The following is a 25,044-nucleotide window of genomic DNA, read 5'->3' on the forward strand; positions in this document are numbered from 1 at the left end:
TGGAATCGCTCTAGCCCAAGCCGACCCGTTTTGCGGCTTTCTGGAAGAGAGCCTCGGCATCTGGAGCGAACCTGAAGGTGGCGAGGAAATCATCGACATTATAGCTCGGAAGGGTCTCGCGGATGGACCGCGCGTAAGCCTGCCCCTCCTCCACCCGACCGGCCAATGCAAGGCAATGCGCAGCGATCGCCCGGATGATGATGTGGGCGTTCGGACGTGCCGCCGCCCTCAAGGCCCACTCTGCGGCATGATCGAACTCGCCCATGCGCACATGCGCCATCGCGCGTGCACCGAGCATGCCGAACAGCAATGGATCAAACGGGCTCAGGCTGCGGGAATGATCAGACGCCCCGATGGCTGCACGCGGATCGCCTGATTGGGACTGAACGAAGGAGAGCGCATAATGGCCGAGCGCGAAATTCGGACTAAGGTCCACGGCCTGTTCCAACTCGCCCAGAGATTCCTCATGTCGGCCGCGAAGCCAGAGGGCCCGCCCCATCGCCCAATGCGCCGCCGGGTCGTGCTCGTCCACGATCAGGCTGCGGCCGGCCGCATCGAATGCAAGGTCGGTCTCGCGCTGGCGGTCCGCCCAGTGCTGAAATGCGTTCTGCCAATGGGTAAAGGACAGGCCGGCATGAGCGCGGGCAAAGGTCGGATCCAGCCGCACGGCCGTCTCGAAAAAGTGCGCCGCCTGCTCGTTGTCCCCCTTGGTGAAGCGGTACATGTGCCACAGGCCGCGATGATAAGCCTCCCACGCATTTAGAGAACTGGGCGGCTTGAGGATGGCGCGGTTTCTTTCGGCCATCTCGATTTCGTTGGCGATCGAGGAAACGATTCTGTTGCCGATTTCGTCGAGGACGAAGAAAGCATCGTCCGCCTTGCGGTCGAAAACCTCCGCCCAGACGATCCTGGCCGTGCGCGCCTCGACTAGCTCAATGGCGACGGTGAGGCGGCCCGCCTGCCGCCGCATCGTTCCGCCGGCGACATAGTCGACATTCAGCATCCGAGCGGCTTCCTCCGGCCCGATATTCCGTTCCGCCAGGGCGAAGACGGAGCCGCGTGCGATCACGAACAGGCTTCGAAGTTTGGCAAGGCGCGTGATGATGTCCTGGGTAAGGCCTTCGGCCGGTCCGCCGCGAATGCCATCCTCCGCCGGCTGATTGATGAAAGGCATCACGGCAAGTGAAGCGCGGGGAGATGAAAGTGTGCCAACCTCGGCAGCGCCGACCACCAACGAAGGCACGGGAGTCGCCGGGGCGGTTCCGACGGAGCGTGATGCGCCCGCTCGCCCGTCGCGAATGGTCCGCCATGCCTCCCGGATCGGACCGAAGTCCAGCTCTTCGGATTCGAAGACTTTTGCCGTGGCAGCAAGATGCTCCTCGCACTCGCCGATCTTGCCGTGCCCGCACAGAGCGCGCAGCAGCAGCACGTGCGCGCGCCGGTCATAGGGGGCAAGCTCTATCCATCTATCCAGGAGAGGGAAGACCTCATCGCTACCGGCCGGAAGACATTTGACCAGATGTTCAAGCACAGCCGTATGGCAGGCCCTGAAACGGCGCCTTTGCGCGACGAGCCAGCTGTCGAACTGCGGGCTGCGGTCGATCTCCAGCCCTTCCATGAAATCACCGGCGAAAAGGCCGGAGAGCATGCGCAGCCGGTCTTGATCGAGCTTTTCAATGCCCTCCTTCGCCGCAGTGGAAATCTCGACGGCATCCACGAAGCAATCGCCAAGATCGAGCGCGACCATGTCGCTCGACGTCACGACCCGGTCCCTTCCGGGCTCGTCGAGAATGCTTCGCAGCTTGCTCAGGCACCAGCGCAGCTCACCCCGCGGATCGTTCGGGACGTCCCAGAAAAGCTCGCATAGCCGGCTGCGGCCGACCGCACGCGGGGCAAGCGCCAGATAGGCAAAAAGCGCCCGCATCTTTCGCGATCCCGGAAGGTCCAGCGTGGTACCGTTCCGGTCGATGGTCAGCGGGCCGAGCATCCGGATCTGAACGCTGCCGGCGCCCAGCGTAGCGGATTCCACGCGCGTTTCCACGTCTCCTCCCACGATGGGCTCGTCGCGCGCACCTTATCATGAAACGCAATGGGCAGCATCCCGGATCGAGCGAAGCATCACCCGCCGCCCGGCGCTTCTGCTCCATGGAACGAACCGAAAAACAGAGTGATAAAGAGGAGGATGAAATGAACCTGCGTTATGCACGCCGCGCTTCTGTGCCGGCGCTTTGCAGCGTCGCGGCGCTGGGCGCTGTCCTTGTCGTATCGACGCCCGCATTTGCCGACGACGCGCACCACGTGACCGTGACCGCGGACCAGGTGGCATGGAAGCCCGGCCCGCCCACCTTGCCGCCCGGCGCCGAATTCGCGGTGCTTCATGGCAATCCGGCTGAGGAAGGCCAGTTCGTGCTCCGGCTGAAATTTCCCGCAAACTACAGGATACCGCCGCACCTGCATCCGAAGGAGGAGCATGTGACGGTGATTTCCGGCGCATTCGGCATGGGGGCCGGAAAGGAGTTCGACCAGGAATCGGCACCGTTGCTCGAGCCGGGCAGTTTCGTGCGCATCCCCGTCGGCATGGCACATTACGCCTGGACGGATCGTGAGACCGTTGTCCAGCTCAACAGCATCGGCCCGTTCGGGGTGGAGTATGTAAACCCCGGGGACGACCCACGAACAAACTAGGTCTATGATGCTCGGCTTGCCTGAAAAACCGGGCGCAGCCCCGATAGAGCGAGGTCGCCGTTACCGGCGGCCTCGCCGCACATCCCAGTGGAACAGGATCGCAACAGACAAGGAATAGCTCTCATGTCCTTTCCAGCGACAATACGAACGACAGCGGGCCGCGGCCGCCTGTTCGACAGCATTCTCGATACGGTGGGCGACACGCCCGCTATCCGGATCAACAATCTCGGCGTGGACCACGCGAGCATCTATGTGAAGGCGGAGTTCTTCAATCCGGCTTCTTCCGTGAAGGACCGGCTGGCGCTCAACATCATCGAAGAGGCCGAGCGTACCGGAGCTCTCAAGCCGGGGCAGACCGTCGTCGAGGCGACCAGCGGCAATACCGGCATCGGCCTTGCCATGGTCTGCGCCCAGATGGGCTACCCGCTCGTCGTGACCATGGCCGACAGTTTCTCGGTCGAGCGCCGTAAGCTCATGCGCATGCTCGGGGCCAAGGTGGTGCTGACGCCGCGGGCCGAGAAGGGCTTCGGCATGTACAGAAAGGCCGTCGAACTGGCCGAGGCCAATGGCTGGTTCCTTGCGCGCCAGTTCGAGACGGAAGCCAATGCCGACATCCATGAATCGACAACGGCACGGGAGATCATAAACGATTTTGCCGGTTCCCGGCTCGACTGGTTCGTGACCGGCTATGGCACGGGCGGCACCGTCGCCGGCGTCGGGCGGGTGCTGCGCAAGGAACGCCCCGAGACGAAGATCGTGCTCAGCGAGCCGGCGAACGCCCAGCTTATCGGCAGCGGCCATGCCCAGGAGCGGGCGCCCGACGGCGCGCCGGCCGTCAGCCACCCGGCCTTTGAGCCGCACCCGATTCAGGGCTGGACCCCGGATTTCATCCCGCACGTCCTTCAAGAGGCGATCGACTCGCGCTTTTACGACGAGGTGATTCCGGTCGCGGGCCCCGAAGGCATCAAATGGGCCAAGGCGCTGGCGCAGAAAGAAGGCATCTTCACCGGCATCTCCGGCGGCGCAACCTTCGCCGCGGCGCGGCAGGTCGCGGAGCAGGCGCCCTCGGGCTCCGTCATTCTGTGCATGCTGCCCGACACCGGTGAGCGCTATCTGACCACGCCGCTCTTCGAGACGATCGAAGCGGATATGGATGAAGAGGAACTCGCCCTTTCGCGCTCCACGCCGGGCTTTCAATTCGCCGCTTGACGGCGACGGCAGGGAGGCAGCCGTGAACAATGTGGAGAACGCCCGGGATGTGGCGGAAGAAACGCTCGACCCGGGCGACTGGAGCGACGTGCAGGCCCTCTCGCACCGCATCGTCGATGATTCCATCGCCTATCTGCGTGATATCGGCAGACGGCCCGTCTGGCAGGAGATGCCTCCGGAAGTGAAGACCTTCTTCGAGGCTTCCCTTCCGCGGTCGCCCGCGCCGCTGGCCGAAGTCTACCGCGAGGTGGCGGAGAATGTGATGCCCTATCCGATGGGCAATATTCATCCGCGCTTCTGGTCTTGGTACATGGGCGCGGGCAACTTCACCGGGGCGCTGGCGGATTTCCTGGCGGCGGTCCAAGGCTCCAATCTCGGCGGCGGCAACCATGCCGCAGCCCTTTTGGACGGCCAGGTGGTGAACTGGTGCAAGCAGATGATCGGCTTTCCGGCTTCGGCCAGCGGCACCCTGGTTAGCGGCGGCTCGATGTCCAACCTCATCGCACTGACCGTGGCTCGGAACGTCAAGGCGGGCGTCGACGTACGGGAAGAGGGCGTAGCCTCTATCGACAAGCCGCTGCGCTTCTATGGCTCGGACCAGGCCCACAGTTGCCACCGCAAGGCCCTGGAGGCGCTGGGGCTGGGAAACCGGGCCCTGCGGCGTATTCCGACAGACCGCGACCTGCGGATCGACATACCCGCCCTGAAGAAGGCGATCGCGGAGGATCGCGCCGGCGGATTCCATCCAGCCTGCGTGATCGCGACCGCCGGGACGGTAAACACGGGCGCCATCGACGACCTTGAAGCCCTGGCCCGGTTGGCGGCGGAAGAGGACCTCTGGCTCCACGTCGACGGCTGCATTGGCGCGCTTATGGCCATTGCGCCAAAGAACGGACACCGCGTCGCCTGCATCGAGCATGCCGATTCCATCGCCCTCGATCCCCACAAATGGCTGCACGCTCCCTTCGAGGTCGGCTGCGTCCTGATACGGGACGCTTCGGCTCACCGAGACACCTTTGCAGTTACACCCGAATATCTGGAATCGACGCCGCGTGGCCTAGCGTCCGCTGCATGGCTGCACGAATACGGCCTGCAGACCACCCGCGGCTTCCGGGCCTTAAAGGTCTGGATGGCGCTGAAGGAGCACGGCGTGGAAAAGTTCGGCCGATTGATCGACCAGAACATCGCCCAAGCTGCCTTTCTCAGCCGGTTGATCAGAAACGAGCCTCTTCTTGAACTTGTTGCGCCGACGAGCATCAACATCGTGTGCTTTCGCTTTCGCCCAAAGGGGGTGGACGGCGAGTCTCTGAAGGCGCTCAATATAGAGATCATGTTGCGCCTGCAGGAGCTGGGTACGGCGGCGCTCTCCGACACGACGGTGCATGGCGAGCACTGCCTGAGGGTTGCCATCAACAATCATCGAACGCGCCGCGAAGACCTAAGGCTCCTTGTTGACGAAGCAGTGCGGCTCGGGCGCCACATCTCCGGTGCGTAGTCCTCCGGTTCAGGAGGCCGGGCCGGGGAGGATCGTTCAACTGCTCAACCCGCACATTCGCACTTGGCGCTGGCGCCCGGCCGCATCGCTTGGGTTCAGGGGGCCGCCGCGATGATATCGATAGAGACCCGCACCATCTTCTCAACGGTGCTGGGTTTTGACCTCTCGCTATTCTGAGAAGAACATGAATTTCACGATGAACAGCGCCGCCACGATCCACGTTGCCGGATGCACCTCGCGCCAGCGACCGGTGAGCGCCTTCAGAACGGCATAGCTGATGAAGCCGAAAGCGAGGCCGTTGGCGATGGAGTAGGTAAAGGGCATCATCACCGCCGTCAGCACCGCCGGCACCGACTCGGTCATCTCCTCCCATTTCACCTCCGTGATCTCGCGCATCATCAGCGCTGCCACGTAGAGGAGCGCGGGCGCGGTGGCGTAGGCCGGCACCGAGCCGGCAAGTGGCGAGAACATCAGTGCGGCGATGAAGAGGCCCGCCACGACCAGCGCCGTCAGCCCCGTGCGTCCGCCCGCCTGCACGCCCGAAGCGCTTTCCACGTAGGCGGTGGTGCTGCTGGTGCCGAGAGCCGAACCCGCGATGATCGCCGTGCTGTCGGCCATCAGGGCGCGGCCGAGGCGGTTCGGCCTGTCCGGGTTCATCAGGCCTGCCCGCTTGGCGACGCCGATCAGCGTGCCGGTGGCGTCGAACACCTCGACGAGTACGAAGACCAGGACGACGTGCAGGAGGCCGCCATGCAGCGCACCCCAGATGTCGAGCTGCAGAAAGGTCGGCAATATGCTGGGCGGCATGGAGACGACGCCCCGGAACTCGTTGATGCCGAGCAGCATGGAAAGCGCGGTGATGATCACGATGCCGATCAGGATCGCCCCACGCACCCTGTAGGCGTCGAGGGCGGCAATGATGAAGAAGCCGAGGATCGCGAGCAGCGGGCCGGTCTCCGAGAGTTCGCCCAGCGTAACGAACGTCGCTTCCGAGGCGACGACGATCTCGGAGCTTTTCAGCGCGATGATCGCCAGAAACATGCCGATGCCCGCGACGATACCGCAGCGCATGGATTGCGGAATTCCTTCGATCAACCAGCGGCGTATGCCGGTGACGGTGAGGATCAGGAAAATCACACCGGAGATGAACACTGCGCCCAGCGCTTGCTGCCAGGTGAACCCCATGGTGCCGACGACGGTGAAGGCGAAGAAGGCATTGAGGCCCATGCCGGGGGCCATGCCGATGGGCCAATTGGCCAACAGCGCCATGACCAGGGTGCCAAGCGCCGCGGCAAGGCAGGTCGCCACGAATACGGCACCATGATCCATACCCGTCGTCGACAAGATGGCTGGATTGACGAAGATGATGTACGACATGGTCAGGAACGTCGTCACACCTGCGACGACCTCTGTGCGCACGGACGTTTCGAGCGCATCAAGCCCGAAGAATTTCTTGAGCATTTCTCCTCCCATATCGGGTGCTCAGCACCACACCCCGGCGTAATCCCAGGTATCAGTCAAATCCAGAACGAAACCCCATTCGGGACCCCCATAACAGGCGCTGGGAGGCTAAGGAGCCCTGGTGCTGACGGCAAGCGGCCCCTTTCGGAAGCAGTTTCAAAAAATACTAGAACTCGAATGAGCTTGTGGCGGATGGCGCGATATGAGCCGATCTTGCTGGATCGCGTATGCTCGACGACGTCATCGGTAATGTCGTCCGCCCTCCCACATGTGGCCCGAACTGTCGCCGCAACCATTGGCTGCCACAGGTTCCGGACCGCCGCTCAACCCGTTTGCTCGGCGATGCCGGACTTGCGTACATGCTCCAGGAATGCACGCGCCGGTGGAGATAGCGAACGCCCCGATCGGCGAACCAGCCCGATGCGACGGCGGGCGCCGAAATCCGGAATCGGCCGCTGGATCAGCGCCTCGGTCCTCAACACCGGCAGGGTGAGTGTCGGCAGTGCCGTGATGCCCAGCCCCTCGGCCACCAGCGCGCCCGCTGTAGCGAGATGCGCCACCTCGAAGCGCGGCGCAAGCGTATGGCCGATGCGCAGACAGGCGCCGTCGATCAGTTCGCGCACACTGGTACCCTGAGCCATGGCGATGAAAGGCATCCCGACCAGTTCCACCCAGCGATAGGGCCGATCTTCCGACAGCGGTCCGCCTGGCGCGCCGATGGCGACGAAAGCGTCGTCCATCAGCGGCTGGAAAGCAAGGCGGCTGCGCGCCGATACCGTGCCCGCGGTAAAGCCTATGTCGGCAGCCCCCGTCTCGACCGCTTCGAGCACGCTGCCCGAAAGCGCGTCGACGATACGCAGGTCGATGTCGGGATATTCGGCGGTGAAGCTGCGCAACAACCCCGGCAAAAGGCCCGCAGTGACCGATGGCAGCCCCGCGATCGTCAGCCGCCCGTTGCGCGCCGAAAGATGCGCGTCGAACTCGGCCATCACATCCTCGGCCGTATTCACCATGCGCTCGGCCACGCGGCCGAACGCGCGGCCGGAAGCGGTCGGCACCACGTTGCGCGTGTCACGGTCGAAAAGGCGCGTGCCGAGCCGTGCCTCGAGCGCCGAGATCTGCCGCGAAACGGCCGAGGGTGAGAGCCCGAGTTCGTCCGACGCCGTTCGAAAGGACCCTTTGCGCAGCAGCACGAGAACCGCGTGGAAATCACTCAGTGTGGGATTATTGCGATCCATTCATGAATAATGCATCAATTCGCACTTCTGGCAACAAATGTCTTGAGCCATGCTGTTGCCGCGATCCCGGCTTCGGGACCTCAAGGGAGGACATCAATGAAACACGCTATTTGCGCCCTTTTGGGGGCCACCATGCTTGCCATGCCCGCTCTGGCGCAGGACACGGATCTTCTGATCGGCTCCACCTCGGCCTCGTCCAGCCACTACGGCTACTTCGTCGCCGTCGGCCAGCTCATCAACGAAAATGCGGAGGGCCTCAGCGCCTCGGTGGTCGAAACAGGGGCCACGATGGACAACATCCGCCGCATGGCGCGCGGACAGGTCGATCTCGGCCTTGTGACCACCAACACGGTCCAGCACGCGGTCTCCGGCACCAACGCCTTCGACGGCAATCCGCAGGATCTGCGCCTGCTTTGGGTCTACACGAACGCGCCGCAGAATGTTGTGGTGCGCGAGGATGCGGGTGTCGATAGCCTCGAGGGGCTGGAGGGCGTGCGCTTCAATCCGGGCATCAAAGGCTCCAGCACAGAGGCGACGACCGAGGCAGTCTTTGAGACACTGGGCCTGACGGCCGATTTCGTGCGCGGCTCCACCACCGACATCGTGGGCGCGATCAAGGACAACCGTGTCGCGGGCTATGTGAAATCCGGTGCGGGGCAGAAGCTCGACGGGTCCACGATGGATATCGCAACATCGGTCGATATCACTGTGCTCGGGCTGACGAATGAGCAGGTTCAGACCTTGCGCGACGAGATGCCCGACATCTCGGTCGTGGATATCCCCGAGGGTGCGGCCGAGGGCATCCCGGACTATTCCACATGGAGCTTCGGTGTCGGCGTCGCCGCGCCCGCCTCGATGGACGAGGAAACGGCCTACAAGATCGTCAGTGCCATCATGACCGACGAGAGCGCGCAGACCAACGCCATGGCCAGCCTCAAGGGAGTCGATCTGGCGCAGATGACGCTCGACTACGGGACCATACCGCTGCACCCGGGCGCTGCGCGCTGGTTCGAGGAACAGGGGCTGGACATTCCCGCCAAGCTGCAGCCCGGCGGCTGACATGCCCCTGGAGCGCGTCCAGAGTGCGCTGGCGATCCTCGTCGGGGCCTTTGTTTTCTATACTGCGGCAACGGGCCCCTTCGAGGGGTTGATCCAGCGTGCGATCTTTCTCGCGCTGGTGACCGCATTGGGATTCGCGCTCTATCCGCTGGGCGCCGGGAAGCCCTGGCGTCCGCTCGGACTTGCCATTGACCTTGCGCTCTACGCGGTGACGCTGGCGGCCTGCGGCTACGTGGTTTGGAACTACGACGAGATCATGACCTCGTTGCCCTGGGCTACGCCGCTCGACAAGGCACTGACCGCGGGACTGGTGCTGGCGGTGCTCGAACTCGGGCGACGCACCGTCGGCGTAATCTTTCCGGCGCTGGTGGTGCTGGGGCTGTGCTATGCGCTCTTCGGCAATCTGCTGCCCGGCGCGTTGGGGCATCGCGGTTTCGACAGCGCCTTCGTGACCGAAACGATCTTTCTGGGCGATCTCGGCATCTGGGGCATGCTGACTGGCGTTGCCGCTACGGTGATTGCGGCCTTCGTGCTGTTCGGCGCGCTGCTTTTGCATTCGGGCGGCGGCCAGGCGTTCATGGACCTTGCCATGCGGCTGGGCGGACGCCAGCCCGGCGGCGCGGCCAAGATCGCCACCATCGCCAGTGGAATGTTCGGGATGATCTCCGGCTCAGCCGTCGCCAATGTCGCAACGACCGGCAATTTCACCATCCCGATGATGATCCGTCTCGGCTATCCGCGCCCCTTTGCGGCGGCCGTCGAGGCGGTGGCTTCGACCGGCGGGCAGATCGCGCCGCCGATTATGGGGGCCGCCGCCTTCGTGATGGCCGAGATCCTGGGCGTGCCGTACCTGACCATCATCACCGGCGCGGTGTTGCCGGCGGTGCTGTTCTACGTCTCGGTCTTCGTCACCGTGCATTTCGTCGCCCTGCGCCGGGGCCTTGCCATCGTGCCGGAGGAGGAGCTGCCCGCCTGGGGCACGATCGCAGCACCCCGCCGGGTGCTGCCGATCCTTGCCGCGCTGGGCGGTTTGGGTATCGGCATCTGGCTGGGCCGCTCGATCGCAACTTCGGCCTTCTACGGCATCGTCGGGCTGCTCATCGCCTTCGTCGTTACGCAGGCCGGGCGGATGCGGCCGCGCGACATGGTGAAACGGATCGTCAACGGGCTCGAGGACGCGGGCAAGGGCATGGTCATTATCGGCGTGCTGCTCGCCGGCGCGCAGGTTCTCGTTTCCATGATCAACCTGACCGGCATCGGGGTCACCCTTTCCTCGCTGATCGTGACGCTTGCGGGCGACTCGGTCGTGTTGGTGGCGCTGATCGTCGGTGCCGTCTGTCTCATCATGGGGATGGGCCTGCCGACGACCGCCGCCTATGTGCTGGTGGCCGCGGTTCTTGCACCCGCGATGACCGCGGTCGGGGTCGATCCACTCGCGGCGCACCTCTTCGTCTTCTACTTTGCCACGATCTCGGTCATCACCCCGCCGGTCTGTGTCGCGGTTTTCGTCGGCTCGGGCATCGCCAATACAAACTGGCTTCCTGCTGCGGGCGAAGCGGTGCGACTGGGGGCAGTGACCTATCTCGTGCCCTTCCTGCTGCTCATCTATCCGGGGATGACCTTGCGCGGCAGTGGCCTGGACATCGTCGAGGCCGTGGCCGCGGGTTTTGCCCTGGTGCTTGCCGTGCCGGCGCTCCTGTCGGGCGCGCGGCTCATCGGGCGGCGAGCGCTCGACACGATTCTTCTGCTCGCCGTGATTGCGCTGGCGATCTGGCCACATCCCGCTACCCCCTTCATCGCGCTGGCGGTTTTCCTGGGCGCACGCGCCGTCGGACGTCTCCAGAAAAAGGTGCCGGCATGAGCGTCGTGCGGATTGGCGCGGGTGCGGGGTTCCAGGGCGATCGAATCGCCCCCGCCGTCGACCTCGCAGAGCGGGGCGAGCTCGATTTCCTGGTCTTCGAATGCCTCGCTGAGCGAACCGTTGCGCTGGCCCAACAAGCGCGGCTGGCCGACCCGGGGGCCGGCTATGACCCCTTGCTGGCCCGGCGGATGCGGGCAGTGCTGCCGGCCTGCGCAAGAAACGGCACGCGCATCGTCACCAATATGGGGGCCGCCAATCCCTGCGCCGCGGCCGAGCGCACCTGCGCCATCGCGCGTGAATTGGGGCTGTCACTGAGGGTGGCGGCGGTCACGGGCGACGATGTGCTCGACCGTATCCAGGGTTACGTCCTGGACGAGACCGGCGCGCGCGCCAGCGCGCTCGGCGAGCGGCTGGTTTCGGCCAACGCCTATATCGGCGTTCCAGGCATCGTCGAGGCGTTGGATGCGGGTGCCGACGTGGTGATCTGCGGGCGTGCCTCGGACCCCGCGCTGTTCCTCGCGCCCCTTGTGCACCGCTTCGGCTGGGCGATGGATGACTGGGTGCGGTTGGGACGCGGAACGCTGGTCGGCCACCTGCTGGAATGCGCCGCACAGGTGACGGGCGGATATTTCGCGGATCCCGGGTTCAAGGACGTGCCCGACCTCGCCCATATCGGCTTTCCCCTGGCCGAGGTTGCCGAAGACGGAAACGCGATCGTCACCAAGCTTCCAGGCACCGGGGGTATGGTCACCCGCGCCACCTGCACCGAGCAATTGCTCTACGAAATCCACGATCCCGCCCGCTACCTGCAACCTGACGTCATCGCTGATTTCTCGGGCGTTTCACTCGAGGAGATCGGCCCTGACCGGGTTGCCGTCTCGGGCGCTTCCGGAATGGCAGCAACCGGACAGCTCAAGGTTTCGGTCGGATATCGCGACGGCTGGCGCGGCGAGGGGCAGATTTCCTACGCAGGCGCGAATTGCGTGGCCCGCGGGCGGCTCGGAATCGCGGTGCTGCGCGAGCGTCTCGCCGATTGCGCTGCGTTGATCAGCGAGGATCGCGCCGACTTGATCGGTCTGGATTCGATCCTGCCGGGACCTCGTGCGGGAACTTGGGAGCCGCCCGAGGTCCGCCTGCGCTATGCCGCGCGCTGTGCGGACGAGGCTACGGCTCAACGCGTGGGCGAGGAAGTCGAGAGCCTTTACCTTTGCGGTCCGGCCGGTGGCGGCGGGGTGACCCGTTCCGTGCGCGAAATCCTGGCTATCGCTTCGACCCTGATGCCCGCCGCGGAGGTGGCGGTGCGTGCTGAGGTTCTGGAGGAGGCCACTGCATATCTGCGCTGAATTTACTCGGGCCGGTTCCTACGGCCCGCTATTCACGGTCAAGGCGAGGACTGTCCCATGAAGCTGCACGAAATCGCCCATGCCCGTACCGGCGACAAGGGCGACATCTCGAATATCTCGGTTATCGCCTATCGTCCCGAGGATTGGCCGCTGATCGAGCGTGAGGTGACGGCGGAGCGTGTTGCCACGCATGTCGGACAACTGGATGCCTGCGAGGTCACGCGCTTCGCGCTGCCGCAACTGCAGGCGTTGAACTTCGTCCTGAAAGGCAACCTTCGGGGTGGCGTCACCCGATCGCTCGCACTCGACGGGCACGGCAAGTGCATCGGCTCGGTCGTTCTGGAGATGGAGATCGCCGGTGAGCCCCATGGGGTGGAACGACGCTGACAGCCTTGGTGCTTTCAGCCCTCTTGCAGGTGAGGGATGGTCCTTCGGACCGGCCGTACACCTTCAACGCACCTGCCTGGTGGCTTACCATTCATCCCCTACCATATCAGCCGGATGCACCTTTCATTTTGCTGTCGTTCAGGCATACTTTGGGCTACTGTAGTCGGGCGGCGGAACGGGAGATTTTTTAGGAAGGAGATCAATGCGATGAGAATGATTGTTCTCACGGGAATCTTCGCCCTGGCAGCGTCGACTGCGCTCGCACAGACAGATGCCGCGCCGGAACCGGCCACCCCGGAGGAAGAGGCTCCCGCGTCCGCGACGCCGGAGACCACGACACCGGCCGATCCGGCGGCTTCGCAACAGGCCGAGGCCGGGCAACCTGCCAATCTCTGCCGGGAGCTCCTCGCCTTTGTGCAGGAGAACCAACCGGAGCCCGACGCCCCGGCTGGCTCCTCCTCCGCTGCGGCCGCAACGGATGAGTCTGCTGGAACGGGCGAGGATTCTTCGCCGGCCTCGGGCGAGGCCGTGCCGCCGGAACCTGCCTCCGAGGGCGGTTCAGCGCAGGAGGCTACCGGGCAAAGCGGCCCGGCCCATGAGGCGCCTGAACCCAGTAGCGAGGACTCGGCGGAAGGCGATGCGGAAAATGCGCCCCAGACCTCCAGCCTGAGCGCACCGGTGCCCACCGAGGCCGTTGAAGCGGGGGAGAACATGCCGCTGAATCTCGACACGGCCGAGCAACTTGCCGAAGCCAACGACATTGAGGCGTGCCGGGATGCGGCCAGGAAGCTCAGGCTTGCCGGCGCTCCCATGCCGGCGCCATTGCTCGCGCTGACGGCGCTTGATCTGCAATATCAAACGCAGGCGAACGAGGCGGAATCTCCGTCGCAGCAAACGCAGCCGCAGCAGTGAGCGGCTGTCCGGCCCGGGCGGGGCGCTTCGAGGAAGAGAAAAAGGGAGAAGCCGGATGGGTATGATATTGACGGGAATTGTCGTCGCCATCGCAATCGCGATCGGCGCCGGCTATTTCATGACTTCGGAACAGACGCCGTCATGGGAGGCCTACAGCACGCCTAGCACGCGTGTGGGAGACCCCGGCCATAACCTCGTGGGCAGCGCCTGGACGGGAGAGTCCGAGCCTGGCGTCGTCGCCTCGGCGGAGCCGGAGGAGCCGTCTTCCTGATAGAACCGTCGATTTCGGCGGAGGACCACAGCAAGGTGCGCAACGGCTGCAAGGTTGCGATCCGATTGTGTGCAGTGCTGGTTGGTGAACACTTATGCCAGGTCCTTAGCCGGAATTCAGTGGTGCCTGCCTAACGGCCAAGGTTGCGTCGGCGGTTGCCGTTAGAGGGCGTGCTTGGTAAAGGACGGCCATGACATTCCGATCACATTCACGCAGGCTCGAACCCATGGAACCGAAGCAGTCAGACCGATAGGCCGCAACAACGCTTGCTTCGTTGTTGCGGCAGTCTGCTCGGCTCCAGTCTCAAACATGACAGCGCAGACCGCCGCCGAATACCACTCATTCGAGCGGACGCTTCGTCATGCCTACTCAGAATCCGCGGCTGTGGACCTACAGCCTGCCGGCGGCCTTGCTGCTGCTGGCTCCCTTCAACATTCTCGCTTCACTCGGCATGGACATATACCTGCCGATTGTCCCCGCGATGTCGGGAATCCTCGGGACCACGTCGGCGGTGGTCCAATTGACCCTCACCCTCTACATGATCATGCTCGGCGTCGGGCAGATCGTCTTCGGCCCGCTCTCCGACAGGGTTGGTCGTCGCCCGATCCTGATCGGTGGCGCGGTGTTTTTCGCAGCGGCGTCCTTTGCGCTGGCGACGACCACCTCGGCATATCTGTTCGTGGCGCTGCGGCTGGTCCAGGCGATTGGGGCATCGGCAACGCTGGTCGCGCTGTTTGCGACCATACGCGATGTCTATGCGCAAAGGCCGCAGAGCGCCGTCGTCTACAGCCTCATGAACGCGATGCTGGCCTTCGTGCCGGCGCTCGGTCCGATTGCGGGCGCGCTTATTGCCGGTTCGCTCGGGTGGCGCTTCATCTTCATCGCCCTGGGCGTTCCTGCCGTGGTGATGCTCGTCTGTGCGTTGCCGGCATGGCATGAAACGCGGCCGGTCAAGGAAACACCGGGCGGGGCATCGTTCGGCCCGGTGCTGAAGAGCCTCGCTTTCTGGACCTATACATTGGGCTTCGGCACGGCCATGGGCACGTTCTTCGTCTTCTTCTCGACGGCACCGCGTGTCCTGATCGAAGGCGCCGGATTCTCCGAACTCGGCTTCAGCCTGGCCTTCGCGACCGTCGCTTTCGTCATGATCGCGACGACACGTTTCGCAAAGCTCTTTGTGGAGCAGTGGGGCCTTGCCGGAAGCGCTGCCCGCGGCATGACGCTCCTGATCCTGGGCGCTTGTGCGCTGCTGCTCGGCCAGCTCTTGTTGCCGCCGTCGTTCTGGTCTTTCATCCTGCCCATGTGGCTGATGGCGGTGGGAATCGTGTTCACGGTCTCCGTCACGGCCAACGGCGCTCTGCAGGAGTTCGGGGATATTGCCGGGACCGCGGTCGCCCTGCATTTCTGCGTCCAGAGCATCATTGTCGGTACTGTCGGCACCTTCTTCGTGATTGCGCTGAATGGCGACACCGCCTGGCCCCTGATCGCCTATTCCGCCGGCATGGCGGCGGTCACGCTCGCGGCGCTATTGTGGCTTCGCATGCGCAGTATGCGTCTGCAAACCGCGTAATGCATGAGCGGCCCGCACCGGCGGGCCGCTCATCTGCATCGACAGTGGCTTGATGTAACCGTCCCGTGCGGACTGCGTGCGATGGCTCGCGGAAAGAGCTCGCCCGGGAGAGTTGCTATTCGGCCGGTGTCGGCGGCGCGGACGGCTGAGACGGCTCGGTCCTGGCGCCCTGTTTCTCCACCCAGACGCTGTGGTGCTCCTTGGCCCAGTTGAGGTCGACGGTGCCGGAGCCCATCGCCTCGTAGGCGCCTTCCATGCCGAGGGTACCGATATAGATGTGGGCGATGATGACGGCCACCATCAGCACCCCGACCGTGGCGTGGATCGTCTGTGCCAGCTGCATCCCGTTCACATCGGCGTAGGAGAACGGGAACAACATGAATATCCCCGAAACGGAAAGGGCGATGCCGCCGATGATCACCGACCAGAAAATGAGCTTCTGGCCCGCGTTGAACCGGGTAGCCGGCGGGTGCGTCCGGTTGGTCTTGTCGAACATGCCGCCGCCGACCTTGAGCCAATGGGCATCGTAGCGGTCGGGAAGATTGTCCCAGACCCACAGGACCGCCATGACGAGAATGCCGAGCATGAACGCCCAGGAGAAGAAGTCGTGGGCATATTTCGACCACTGGGACCACGCGGAGAAGGCGTCGGGTCCGATCAGTGGCATCAGCAGGCGCTTGCCGAAGATGAAGTTCAAGCCGGTGATGGCGAGGATGATGAAGGCGGTCGCGGTGATCCAGTGGGTCAGGCGTTCTAGGGCGTTGAAGCGCAGGATCTTGACGCCCGCTTCCGGAGACCGCAAGCGAATGCGGCCTCTGACAAAATAGAACAGCGCGAGCAGGAGGAGCATCCCGAGCACGGCGATGCCGCCGATCCAGGGCAGGGCGCCTTCGTGATAATCACGGAAGCCCCGCCCCTGAGGCTGTTCCAGCGTCGCGGCGTTGGCGTCCGGTATGGACACGCGGCCCTGGATCTTGTTCAGTTCCTGGAGGAGTTGCTGCTCGTTCACCGACTGGGCGGTGGGATTACTCCCGGACGGGCCCTCCTGGGCTGCTGCCGGAGCGACGAGCAGACCGAAAGCCAGAACGATCGCGGCGAGAGCCGGTCCGATCGGCCCAAAACGCTTCAAGACCTGCATTTCTCCACCCTCCCTTGGGTCTCTGCGGGGTCGGTCTTTCGTCAGACCGTGATCGTTTCCTGGTAGGCCGTCTGCCAGCCCCATGCGCCCGAGCCGTAGCCGCGCTGCGTGACCCGCTCCTTGTAGATCGCCGCAATGATCTCGCCGTCGCCGGCAAGAAGCGACTTGGTGGAGCACATTTCGGCGCAAAGCGGCAGCTTGCCCTCGGCCAGCCGATTGGCGCCGTATTTGGCGTACTCGACCTCGGTGGAATCGGCTTCCGGGCCACCGGCGCAGAATGTGCACTTGTCCATCTTGCCGCGCGAGCCGAAATTGCCGGTGCGCGGATATTGCGGCGCGCCGAACGGGCAGGCGTAGAAGCAGTAGCCGCACCCGATGCACAGATCCTTGGAGTGCAGCACCACCGCGTCGGCCGTCGTGTAGAAACAGTCGACCGGGCACACCGCCGCGCAGGGCGCGTCGGTGCAGTGCATGCAGGCCATCGAGACCGAACGCTCGCCCGGCTTGCCGTCGTTGATGGTGACGACGCGGCGGCGGTTGATGCCCCACGGCACGTCGTGCTCGTTCTTGCAGGCGGTGACGCAGGCGTTGCATTCGATGCAGCGGTCGGCGTCACAAAGGAATTTCATTCGGGCCATTTTTTCCTCCCACTCACGCCGCCTGGACCTGGCAAAGCGTGACCTTCGGCTCCTGCATGTTCGTCACGGGATCGTATCCGTAGGTGGTGATGGTGTTGGCGCTTTCGCCGAGCACATAGGGATCGGTGCCCTCGGGATAGTTGGCCCGCAGGTCCTCGCCCCCGAGCCAGCCGCCGAAGTGGAACGGCATGAACGCCACCCCCTGGCCGACACGCTCCGTCACCAGCGCCTTCACCCGCGCCCGTGAATTGTTCTCGGCGCCGGTCACCCACACCCAACTGCCGTCGGAGATGCCGCGCTCGGCGGCATCCGCCGGGTTGATCTCCAGGAACATCTCCTGCTGCAACTCGGCCAGCCACCTGTTCGACCGTGTTTCCTCGCCGCCACCTTCGTATTCGACCAGCCGGCCCGAGGTGAGAATGAGCGGGAAATCCCTGGCGATGCCCTTTTCGATGGCCGCCTGCTGCACCGTGTGACCGATGTTGGGCACACGGAACTGCATGGCATCGGGAAGGGTCGGATATTTCTCGACCAGGTCGACCCGGGGCGTATAGATCGGCTCGCGGTGGACGGGAACGGGATCTGGCAGGTTCCACGCCAACGCGCGCGCCTTGCCGTTGCCATAAGGATGGCAGCCATGGCTGAGCACGACGCGCTGGATGCCGCCCGAAAGGTCGGTCGACCAGGAGACCGCGTCGATGTCGCTGCCGATGCCCTCGATGACGCTGAGTTCCTCAGGCGTGAGGTCGGCGTCCCAGCCGAGCTTCTTCAGCACGGCCATGGTGAATTCGGGATAGCCGTCGGTGAGCTCGGAGCCTTTCGTGTAGGACCCTTCCGCAAGAAGGGTTTCGCCTTCCCGTTCCACGCCGAAGCGCGCCCGGAAGGGGCTGCCGCCATCCATGACGTGTAGATCCGGATTGTAGAGGTTCGGGGTGCCCGGGTGGCGCAGTTCCGGCGTACCCCAGCATGGCCACGGCAGGCCGTAATAGTCGCCGCCGACTTCGGGGTCGTCCTTCGGCGCGCGCAGCGTGACCAGATCGAATTTGTGCTGGTTCCTCATATGCGCCTTGAGGCGCTCGGGCGACTGACCGCAATAGCCGGTCGACCAGCCGCCGCGGTTCATCTCGCGCAGCACGTCCTCGGGTACCGGACGGTCGCCCTCGACGGCGATGTTCTTGAACATCGGCTCGGAAAGCCCGAGCTTTTCTGCCAGGCGATAGATTACCTGGTAGTCGTCCTTCTGCTCGAAGGAGGGCGCAACGATCTGCTCGCCCCATTGGATCGAGCGGTTGGAGGCGACGCGCGAGCCCGAGGTCTCGAACTGCGTGCACACCGGCAGGAGGTAGGTGTTCTCCGTGCGTCCCGCCTGGACGGCGAGCGAAGCCCAAGTGGTCGGATGCGGATCGGCGACGACCAGGAGGTCGAGCTTCGCCAGCCCCTTCACGGATTCGGGGATACGCGTGATGCTGTTGCTCGCGTGACCCTGCACGAACATGGCCCGCAGATTGTCGCCCTGCTGGACCTCGTCCTTCGGCAGCAATGTCGCATCGAACCATCGCGTCAGCGGGATGCCGGGCGTCTCCATGATCTCCTTGGAGGCGAACCGTGACAGAAGGTCCTCGTAATCGATCTCCCAGACCCGCGACCAATGATTCCAGGCGCCTTCCGTGAGGCCGTAATAGAAGGGCAGGGTGACCACATCGAGCCCGATATCGGTGGCGCCCTGCACGTTGTCGTGGCCGCGGAAGATATTGGCGCCGGTGCCGGGCTTGCCGACATTGCCGGTGGCAAGACACAGGATGCAGCTTGCGCGCACATTGGCGGTACCGACCGTGTGCTGCGTCTGGCCCATGCACCAGATCAGCGTGGCCGGCTTCTGCGTGGCGAACAATTCGGCGACGCGCTTCAACTGCTCGCCGGGCACGCCGGAGATGCGCTCGACCTCGTCGGGCGGATACTTCGCCACCTCCTTGCGGATCTCGTCCATGCCGTAGACGCGCTGGGCGATGAACTCCTTGTCCTCCCAGCCATTCTCGAAGATGTGCCAGAGCATGCCCCACAGCACCGCGATGTCGGTGCCGGATCTGAGGCGCACATATTCGGTCGCGTGCGCGGCAGTGCGGGTGAAGCGCGGATCGATGACGATGAAATTGGCGTGGTTGAGCTCCTTGCCCTCCAGGAGGTGCTGCAGGGAGATGGGATGCGCCTCCGCCGGATTGCCGCCCATGATGATGAGCGTCTTGGAGTTGCGGATATCGTTGAAGGAGTTCGTCATCGCGCCGTAGCCCCAGGTGTTGGCCACGCCGGAGACGGTCGTCGAATGGCAGATGCGCGCCTGGTGATCCTGGTTGTTGGTTCCCCACAAGGCGGCGAGCTTGCGGAAGAGGTACGTGCCTTCGTTGGAAAACTTGGCCGAGCCCATCCAGTAGACGGAATCCGGGCCCGAAGCCTCGCGGATCTCCATCATCTTGTCGCCGATTTCGCCGATCGCCTCGTCCCAGGACACCCGGGTCCACTGACCGTCGACGAGCTTGAGCGGGTACTTGAGCTTGCGGTCGCTGTGTACGAGTTCGCGCACGGCTGCGCCCTTGGCGCAGTGGGAGCCGCGGTTGATCGGGCTGTCCCAGGAGGGTTCCTGACCGGTCCACACACCGTTCTGGACTTCCGCGGTCACAGTGCAACCGACCGCGCAATGGGTGCAGATGCTCTTCTTGAGCTCGATGGGCACGCCGGGCTGCGGCGGGCTGATCGCCTCCGCCTTCCGGACGGAGCCGAGTTGGAATGAGCCGATTGCGGCCAATCCGCCGACGGTGAGTCCGGAGCGCCGCAGGAAGGTCCGCCGGTCGATGGGGGCCGCGCCGCCCGCGCCCAGTAGGGATTGCAGTTTCGTTTGGCCAGCCTGGCCGTTCTTCCGCTTCGTCAGCATGGCAGCCTCACTTGTCCAGCGTCTCGTAGCCGTTCACGCGGTAGAAGGCTTTGACGTGATCGGTTTCCTGATAGCGGGGGCCCGTCTCCTCCTCGCCGGGATCGTAGGCCTGTGCTTCGCTCGCGGTGAACGTTGCGGCGGCCGTGGCGACGGCGATGGTGGATGCGCCGCTGAAGGCACGAAGGAAATTGCGGCGGTTGATCGCCGTCCGTTGCTTGTCGTGCATCCTACTTCCTCCCATGCGGTCGTCCGGCTCGACGCCCGTCTTCCTGTTGATCGTTACGCGCTGCGGCGCGTCTCCATGGCGAAGCCCTCGGCTTCTATGTCTATGAACAGTCGTCCCACCGTGCCGACGGCCCGGTAGAACCGCGCTGCGTTCGCCTTTTCGAGATCGGCGAAGAAGTGTCCTGCCCATCGCGCTATGTGGCGCTCGAAGAAGTCGCGCTCCTCGTCGGTGGACGCCTCGAAGCGTCCGCCGGCCAGGCCGCTCATGATCTCGCACAGGGTGCCGAGATGGTCTTCCGGGTCGCAATGGCCCTCGGCGCGCTCCAGGCCGAGACGCTTGAGATCCTCGCGCAAGCGGGCAAGCGGGCGCTCGTTCAGGAACCCTGTCAGGTAATACGACGCATAGGGCAGCAGCTCGCCGCGTCCGACCCCCTCGAAGAGGTCGAAATATTCGCGTCTGAGCGCTTCGGGAGAGGCAGCGTTCGCCGCCTGCCCAAGCGCGATATGCGCCGCGCCGAACGGCGTGTCCGTGCCCTGGAGCATCGACAGCCGGGCGAGGGTGTCCGCATTCGGGGCGCGCAGCAGAAGGGAGCCAAGCAGGGCGTATTCCTGGGCGCGCGCCATATCGACTTCGTCGACATTCGCGCCGCTTCCGGCCGGTTCGGGGTAAAGGTCGGGACGCAGGATTGTCCGCGCGACACCGGTCACAGCCTCGACTTCGAGCACATGCTCGGCGGGGATCGTTTGCCAGGCCGACACAGAAGACGGGGTCAATCCGAGCGCTTGCGCAAATGCGCCGACGCCACCCGCCTTCCTGATCGCTTCCTCCAGACCTGAGACCATGTCCATGCCACGACCTTGACGGCGCGCACCGCTATGGAGTCGCCGTCCAACCGGTAGTAAAAACCCACATCGATGTGATTGCAAGGCTCAAATGAGAGCGATGCAAGCAGAACATAAAGTTTTCTGCAGAGATGGCGGCTATTTTTCCGGCAAAAATATGCAGTCGGCGACGATGCCTCGATGCAATGTGCAGAAAAAGCATAAAGTTGACTTTAATAGTCAAATTATATTCTTGCTGATGGACTTGCTTATCGCGGCAAGGCGCCGCCATGGCGCGGGCGCGCCGATGCTTCATGTGTTCCTGCAGGTGCCGGGTCTTCGGAGGGGGACGCCTCCGCTACTTCTTTTTGCGAAAGTTTGGATTGCAGCGTTTCCGGCCGTTCTGCAGGCTTGGCCGGTTCGGCCGGAGCGGAGGCCTCCGCCGCCTCGTCCGGCGAGGTGGCCGTCTCCGGATCCGAGGGGGCAAGTGCTTCCTGTTTCGGCGGCTCTTCCGGCTCGTCCGCCCCACCTTTCGGGTCGGAGCCGCCCACTTTCGACAGGAAATTGGCCACCGACTTGCCCGCCTCCAGAGGGCCGAAGCCCGGCATAGAGCCTGGCTTGTTGAAATCCCAGGCATATTCGGCGGGACCGACATAGTTGCGGATCACCGGATCGAGCGACCACATTTTTCTCAGCGCCGTGTTCCTCAGCGCCGCCGGCACTCCTTTGCGCAGGAAGGCTGTAAGATCGCTCTCCGGTGTAAGGTCTTCGAGACGGGGAAGGGGCTCCGGAGGCTCGGCGGCATCGGGCTCCGTTGCGGGGAGCTGGGTTTCGACCCGCTCTTCTTCTTCCTCCGGGACCGCGTCCCTTGCCTCATCCCGGGCGGGAGCCTCTGCCTTCCGCGCCGCTTGCTTTCGGCGCGACCAGCGGGCGAGGGGATTGTCGTCGCGGCTGGTCATTTGCCTGGGACCTTTTTTGCCATGGCCTCGATATCGGGCCGGTCGCGCTTGCGCTTGACGAAGGGGCGCTCGACGTGATGCGCCGCGACGAAGGCGGCCAGCCGCTTTTCGATCTCGGGCGGCATCGGGACGGCCTCGATGATATCGGTGCCGGGCTCCGTCCGCGCTTCGGCTTCGGACGGGTCGGCGGTGACGAGGTGAAGCGCGACGCCGGGCGGCGTGCGGGAAGGGCGGAGCGAGATCCAGAGACTCGGCTGCCTCGAATGCAGATTGTCACGATACATTCCGGTCTCGGACGCGAATAGTTGAAGCTGGAAGGCGCCGGCGAAATAGCGCGTCGCCTCGGGAGTTTCGCTGAGCACTGTCCAGGGCGCGGCGGCCGGCGCGCCGGCCAGCACCGCGACAGGCACCCAGGCATGATCGGCCCACGGGTTCTTCAGGACCCGCCGCTCGACGATCACCCCGACTTCCGTCACCTCTGTTATCATCGTGGTTCCTCAACTCGCCGGTGCGGCAACCCGGTAGGGCAATCCGGCGATCAGATTCTGCGGCTTCATGCGGATCGTCCGGTCCGGCATCATCGCCAGGATCAGCCAGACGGGGCGCGTTCCAACCTCGGGGATCACTTCGCGCGTGTCGGAGAAGGCGAGCCGGAACAGTGCGATGACGCGCTCCGCCGCCTCGGATTCGAGCTCGTGCCCGTTCCAGAGCGTGTTGCCGATCCGGGTGGCCTCGGCATCGAGACCGACGAACCAGGTCCAGCTCTCGTCCTCGATCCGGTCGACCGGCTCGATCTCCACCTCGACCGCGAGGAGATGACGTATCCAGGCGGCCATCGCGGTCGCGAGACCACGGCGCGCCAGACCGTCGCCGCCGAGATTGAGCACCATGTCGAAGGCGTCGCTCCGAGCAAAGTAACCCGCAGCGTTCGCCTCATCCAGGATGTCGAGCTCGGTGACGGCAGGACCGCCAAGCATGTTGAGGAGTGGCGAGGCGTGGCGATTCTGCTCGTGCAGTTCGACCGCTTCGGCGTCGGCAAGGAGCACCGTTCCCTCATGGAACGTCACGCGCTGGGGACGGAAGAACAGTTCCGCGGCGCGCAGGACATAAGGGTCCTGCTCGCCGTCGAGCGCATTGCGCAGCACCACCTGGGCGAGCTGGTTCATGAAGAGCGGCGGGGTATTTTCTGCCGAGCCGCGCACCAGCTTCAGGTAGGCCGCTTCAAGGCTGGGTGCGGAAAGCAGGAGGTCGCGGAAGGCGATCATGAACGTCCAGTTCTCGCGCGCGTCCGCGTCCTCCATCGCGGCGATCTCGTCACCGGTCACCGGCCGGCGTGGATGGTGCATCAAGAGCTCGTGATGCAGCCGCAGCTCCGCCTCGCAGGCATTTTCGGGCGGCAGCAGCTCCGGCCGCGCGAGATAGGCCTTCAGAAACGCATCGGTGACGAGCAGCCGCCCCGCCTCGTCCCGGTCGAGGAGGTGATGTCCGGATGCCACCCAGAAATCCTTCATTTTCGCTCCCTTGCCATGGCGTGGAGATCGATATCGTCGAGTTGCACCTCCTCCTCCTCTTCGACCTCTATGATGCGGAAGGCATTGATGGGCTCGAGCCGGCTGGCGTTCCGGTGCAGGGTGCGGAATTTCTCCCGTATACCGTCACCCTCGCTCGTCCGCTGAATCCCGAGGAGCGTGTTCGGCGGGTGATCGCAGAGCGACTGGGCGAAGTCGATTTCCTCCTCGGCTGCCGCGCGTGCGCGGTCCATGTCGGGCGCGCCGCAGTGGGTGACGAGCTGCTCCGACAGCCGCTCGACGGCCTCCGCGCGCTCCTCGGCGCTCGCTTCCGTCACGACGGCGAGGGTGGACCAGCCGAAGCTGTCGATGCCGAGGAAACCGGCGCGGAAGGCTTGGCGCTCCTTGCCGGCAAGGCCGCCCGTATCGACGCCGAAGAACAGGAAAGTGCCGGTCACCGCCCATTCCCCCGGCTCAGCCGCGCGATTGTAGACAAAGGTGTCCGACGGATCGAGCCGGATCGTCCGAGGCAATTTTACAGCCATGGTGCCCCCGTAGCCGGATCGAGCCAGGAAGGCCTGGCAAGTGCGCCTCTCAGGTTCCTCCGTTCGGCGGGCTGCAGGTCGGCCGCCCGGAAGAGCAGGAGGTCTCCATTGTCGGCCAGCCGGACGCGTTGGTTCTCCTTCCGGGGCAGGCGGTCGAGCCAGCCCTTGGCGACCGGTGTGAACCCAGCCTCGCTCCATTCGTGGAAGCCGTGCATGAGGTGCCGGGCGAAGCTCGCGACGATCTCGCCCGCATCGAGCATCTCGAAGCCCACTTCCTCCAGCGCTCCGTTGTGCGGACGGGCACCGGGCTCGGCGGCGCGCAGCGCCACGGTGCGGACCATGCCGGAAAAGATGAGCCAGGGCGGGACTTCGTTCTCGCGCACCCCCTCGGGCCAGCCGAGCCGGCATCCTCCGACGAGCACGCCGTCGATGCGGATCGCGTCCGGCCAGTCGAAGGTGATCGGCTTTTCCGGCGGAGCGTGGACGGCGAGCGCATCGGCGAGCGCATTTGCGCCGGTATAGAGGGCGCGGCGCGCTTCCGCGAGTGGCTCCTCGGGCTCGAGGACGACGGCGAACTCGGCCAGGTCGTAGCGGCGTACCCACACGAGCGTGCCGGCGCCCTGGTTGCCGGCGATGGCGCAGGCATGCGCGAAGGCGTCACCGGCCTCACGCAGCGGGACGAGGTTGTAGGGCGGGGGCAGATCGATGGCCCGGTCGGTGACGGATGGGCGCAAGGGCATTTCGAGCCGTGTGTTGATGAGTGCGGCCAATCATTATAATACTTCTAAAGTG

General features: G+C 64.6%; 23 protein-coding genes. 10 read left to right on the plus strand and 13 right to left on the minus strand.

All coding sequences use genetic code 11. The features are described from left to right. Positions 1-10: 10 nt before the first annotated feature. Positions 11-1,987: a BTAD domain-containing putative transcriptional regulator gene (locus SIN08_RS15125; protein WP_322452560.1), complete on the minus strand. Its 1,977-nt coding sequence runs from the start codon at positions 1,985-1,987 to the stop codon at positions 11-13. A 158-nt stretch (positions 1,988-2,145) separates the two neighbouring features. On the opposite strand from SIN08_RS15125, the gene SIN08_RS15130 reads away from it, so the two are divergent. From SIN08_RS15130 to SIN08_RS15140, 3 genes are all read left to right on the plus strand, one after another. Continuing rightward, positions 2,146-2,685, plus strand: coding sequence for a cupin domain-containing protein (locus SIN08_RS15130; protein WP_322452434.1), 540 nt, complete (start codon positions 2,146-2,148; stop codon positions 2,683-2,685). Between the two features lie 123 nt (positions 2,686-2,808). Beyond that, complete coding sequence (cysK, locus tag SIN08_RS15135) at positions 2,809-3,894, plus strand: cysteine synthase A (protein ID WP_322452435.1); 1,086 nt, start codon at positions 2,809-2,811, stop codon at positions 3,892-3,894. Beyond that, positions 3,839-5,389: an aspartate aminotransferase family protein gene (locus SIN08_RS15140; protein ID WP_322452436.1), complete on the plus strand. Its 1,551-nt coding sequence runs from the start codon at positions 3,839-3,841 to the stop codon at positions 5,387-5,389. Before cysK ends, SIN08_RS15140 begins: the two co-directional genes overlap by 56 nt. A 168-nt stretch (positions 5,390-5,557) precedes the next feature. On the opposite strand, the gene SIN08_RS15145 is transcribed toward SIN08_RS15140, so the two are convergent. Together SIN08_RS15145 and SIN08_RS15150 are read right to left on the minus strand one after the other, a co-directional pair. Continuing rightward, positions 5,558-6,850, minus strand: a complete 1,293-nt coding sequence (locus SIN08_RS15145) for an NCS2 family permease (protein WP_322452437.1) — start codon at positions 6,848-6,850, stop codon at positions 5,558-5,560. A gap of 323 nt (positions 6,851-7,173) precedes the next feature. Further along, positions 7,174-8,088: a LysR family transcriptional regulator gene (locus SIN08_RS15150; RefSeq protein WP_322452438.1), complete on the minus strand. Its 915-nt coding sequence runs from the start codon at positions 8,086-8,088 to the stop codon at positions 7,174-7,176. Between the two features lie 96 nt (positions 8,089-8,184). Between SIN08_RS15150 and SIN08_RS15155 the strand changes: the two genes are divergently transcribed. The 7 genes from SIN08_RS15155 to cml all read left to right on the plus strand — a co-directional run bounded on the left by SIN08_RS15155 (position 8,185) and on the right by cml (position 15,491). Beyond that, positions 8,185-9,147, plus strand: coding sequence for a TAXI family TRAP transporter solute-binding subunit (locus SIN08_RS15155; RefSeq protein WP_322452439.1), 963 nt, complete (start codon positions 8,185-8,187; stop codon positions 9,145-9,147). A gap of 1 nt (position 9,148) precedes the next feature. Further along, a complete protein-coding gene (locus SIN08_RS15160) occupies positions 9,149-11,008 on the plus strand; it encodes a TRAP transporter fused permease subunit (protein WP_322452440.1) in 1,860 nt (619 codons plus the stop codon). Beyond that, positions 11,005-12,351 (plus strand): acyclic terpene utilization AtuA family protein, encoded by a 1,347-nt coding sequence (locus SIN08_RS15165; protein WP_322452441.1) that lies wholly within the window; start codon positions 11,005-11,007, stop codon positions 12,349-12,351. The genes SIN08_RS15160 and SIN08_RS15165 overlap by 4 nt, the downstream gene beginning before the upstream one ends. A gap of 57 nt (positions 12,352-12,408) precedes the next feature. Beyond that, a complete protein-coding gene (locus tag SIN08_RS15170) occupies positions 12,409-12,738 on the plus strand; it encodes a hypothetical protein (protein ID WP_322452442.1) in 330 nt (109 codons plus the stop codon). A gap of 213 nt (positions 12,739-12,951) precedes the next feature. Then, on the plus strand, positions 12,952-13,650 hold the full coding sequence (locus tag SIN08_RS15175) for a hypothetical protein (RefSeq protein WP_322452443.1): 699 nt from the start codon (positions 12,952-12,954) through the stop codon (positions 13,648-13,650). Positions 13,651-13,705: 55 nt separating this feature from the next. Continuing rightward, a complete protein-coding gene (locus SIN08_RS15180) occupies positions 13,706-13,921 on the plus strand; it encodes a hypothetical protein (RefSeq protein ID WP_322452444.1) in 216 nt (71 codons plus the stop codon). Positions 13,922-14,282: 361 nt separating this feature from the next. Then, positions 14,283-15,491, plus strand: a complete 1,209-nt coding sequence (gene cml, locus SIN08_RS15185) for a CmlA/FloR family chloramphenicol efflux MFS transporter (RefSeq protein WP_322452445.1) — start codon at positions 14,283-14,285, stop codon at positions 15,489-15,491. 115 nt (positions 15,492-15,606) lie between these two features. On the opposite strand, the gene SIN08_RS15190 is transcribed toward cml, so the two are convergent. From SIN08_RS15190 to SIN08_RS15235, 10 genes are all read right to left on the minus strand, one after another. Beyond that, positions 15,607-16,629 carry a formate dehydrogenase subunit gamma gene (locus SIN08_RS15190; protein ID WP_322452446.1) on the minus strand — a complete coding sequence of 341 codons (1,023 nt, stop codon included), beginning with the start codon at positions 16,627-16,629 and terminating at the stop codon, positions 15,607-15,609. Between the two features lie 41 nt (positions 16,630-16,670). After that, on the minus strand, positions 16,671-17,267 hold the full coding sequence (fdh3B, locus tag SIN08_RS15195; protein ID WP_322452447.1) for a formate dehydrogenase FDH3 subunit beta: 597 nt from the start codon (positions 17,265-17,267) through the stop codon (positions 16,671-16,673). A 13-nt stretch (positions 17,268-17,280) separates the two neighbouring features. Further along, the gene (locus tag SIN08_RS15200; protein ID WP_322452448.1) at positions 17,281-20,193 is read right to left on the minus strand and encodes a formate dehydrogenase subunit alpha; all 2,913 of its coding nucleotides are present in this window, start codon (positions 20,191-20,193) and stop codon (positions 17,281-17,283) included. A 7-nt stretch (positions 20,194-20,200) separates the two neighbouring features. Next, positions 20,201-20,419 carry a formate dehydrogenase gene (locus SIN08_RS15205; protein WP_322452449.1) on the minus strand — a complete coding sequence of 73 codons (219 nt, stop codon included), beginning with the start codon at positions 20,417-20,419 and terminating at the stop codon, positions 20,201-20,203. Between the two features lie 53 nt (positions 20,420-20,472). After that, complete coding sequence (locus tag SIN08_RS15210) at positions 20,473-21,267, minus strand: molecular chaperone TorD family protein (RefSeq protein ID WP_322452450.1); 795 nt, start codon at positions 21,265-21,267, stop codon at positions 20,473-20,475. 242 nt (positions 21,268-21,509) lie between these two features. Then, positions 21,510-22,199 (minus strand): DUF3306 domain-containing protein, encoded by a 690-nt coding sequence (locus SIN08_RS15215; RefSeq protein ID WP_322452451.1) that lies wholly within the window; start codon positions 22,197-22,199, stop codon positions 21,510-21,512. Beyond that, positions 22,196-22,687: a DUF3305 domain-containing protein gene (locus SIN08_RS15220; RefSeq protein ID WP_322452452.1), complete on the minus strand. Its 492-nt coding sequence runs from the start codon at positions 22,685-22,687 to the stop codon at positions 22,196-22,198. Before SIN08_RS15220 ends, SIN08_RS15215 begins: the two co-directional genes overlap by 4 nt. Positions 22,688-22,696: 9 nt before the next feature. Beyond that, positions 22,697-23,710, minus strand: coding sequence for a DUF6352 family protein (locus SIN08_RS15225; RefSeq protein WP_322452453.1), 1,014 nt, complete (start codon positions 23,708-23,710; stop codon positions 22,697-22,699). Further along, on the minus strand, positions 23,707-24,252 hold the full coding sequence (locus SIN08_RS15230) for a DUF6505 family protein (protein ID WP_322452454.1): 546 nt from the start codon (positions 24,250-24,252) through the stop codon (positions 23,707-23,709). Before SIN08_RS15230 ends, SIN08_RS15225 begins: the two co-directional genes overlap by 4 nt. After that, positions 24,243-25,022, minus strand: coding sequence for a biotin/lipoate--protein ligase family protein (locus SIN08_RS15235; RefSeq protein ID WP_322452455.1), 780 nt, complete (start codon positions 25,020-25,022; stop codon positions 24,243-24,245). Before SIN08_RS15235 ends, SIN08_RS15230 begins: the two co-directional genes overlap by 10 nt. Positions 25,023-25,044 lie beyond the last annotated feature (22 nt).

Origin of the sequence: Chelativorans sp. M5D2P16 (genome assembly GCF_034427935.1) — a bacterium.
Lineage (GTDB): Bacteria > Pseudomonadota > Alphaproteobacteria > Rhizobiales > Rhizobiaceae > Chelativorans.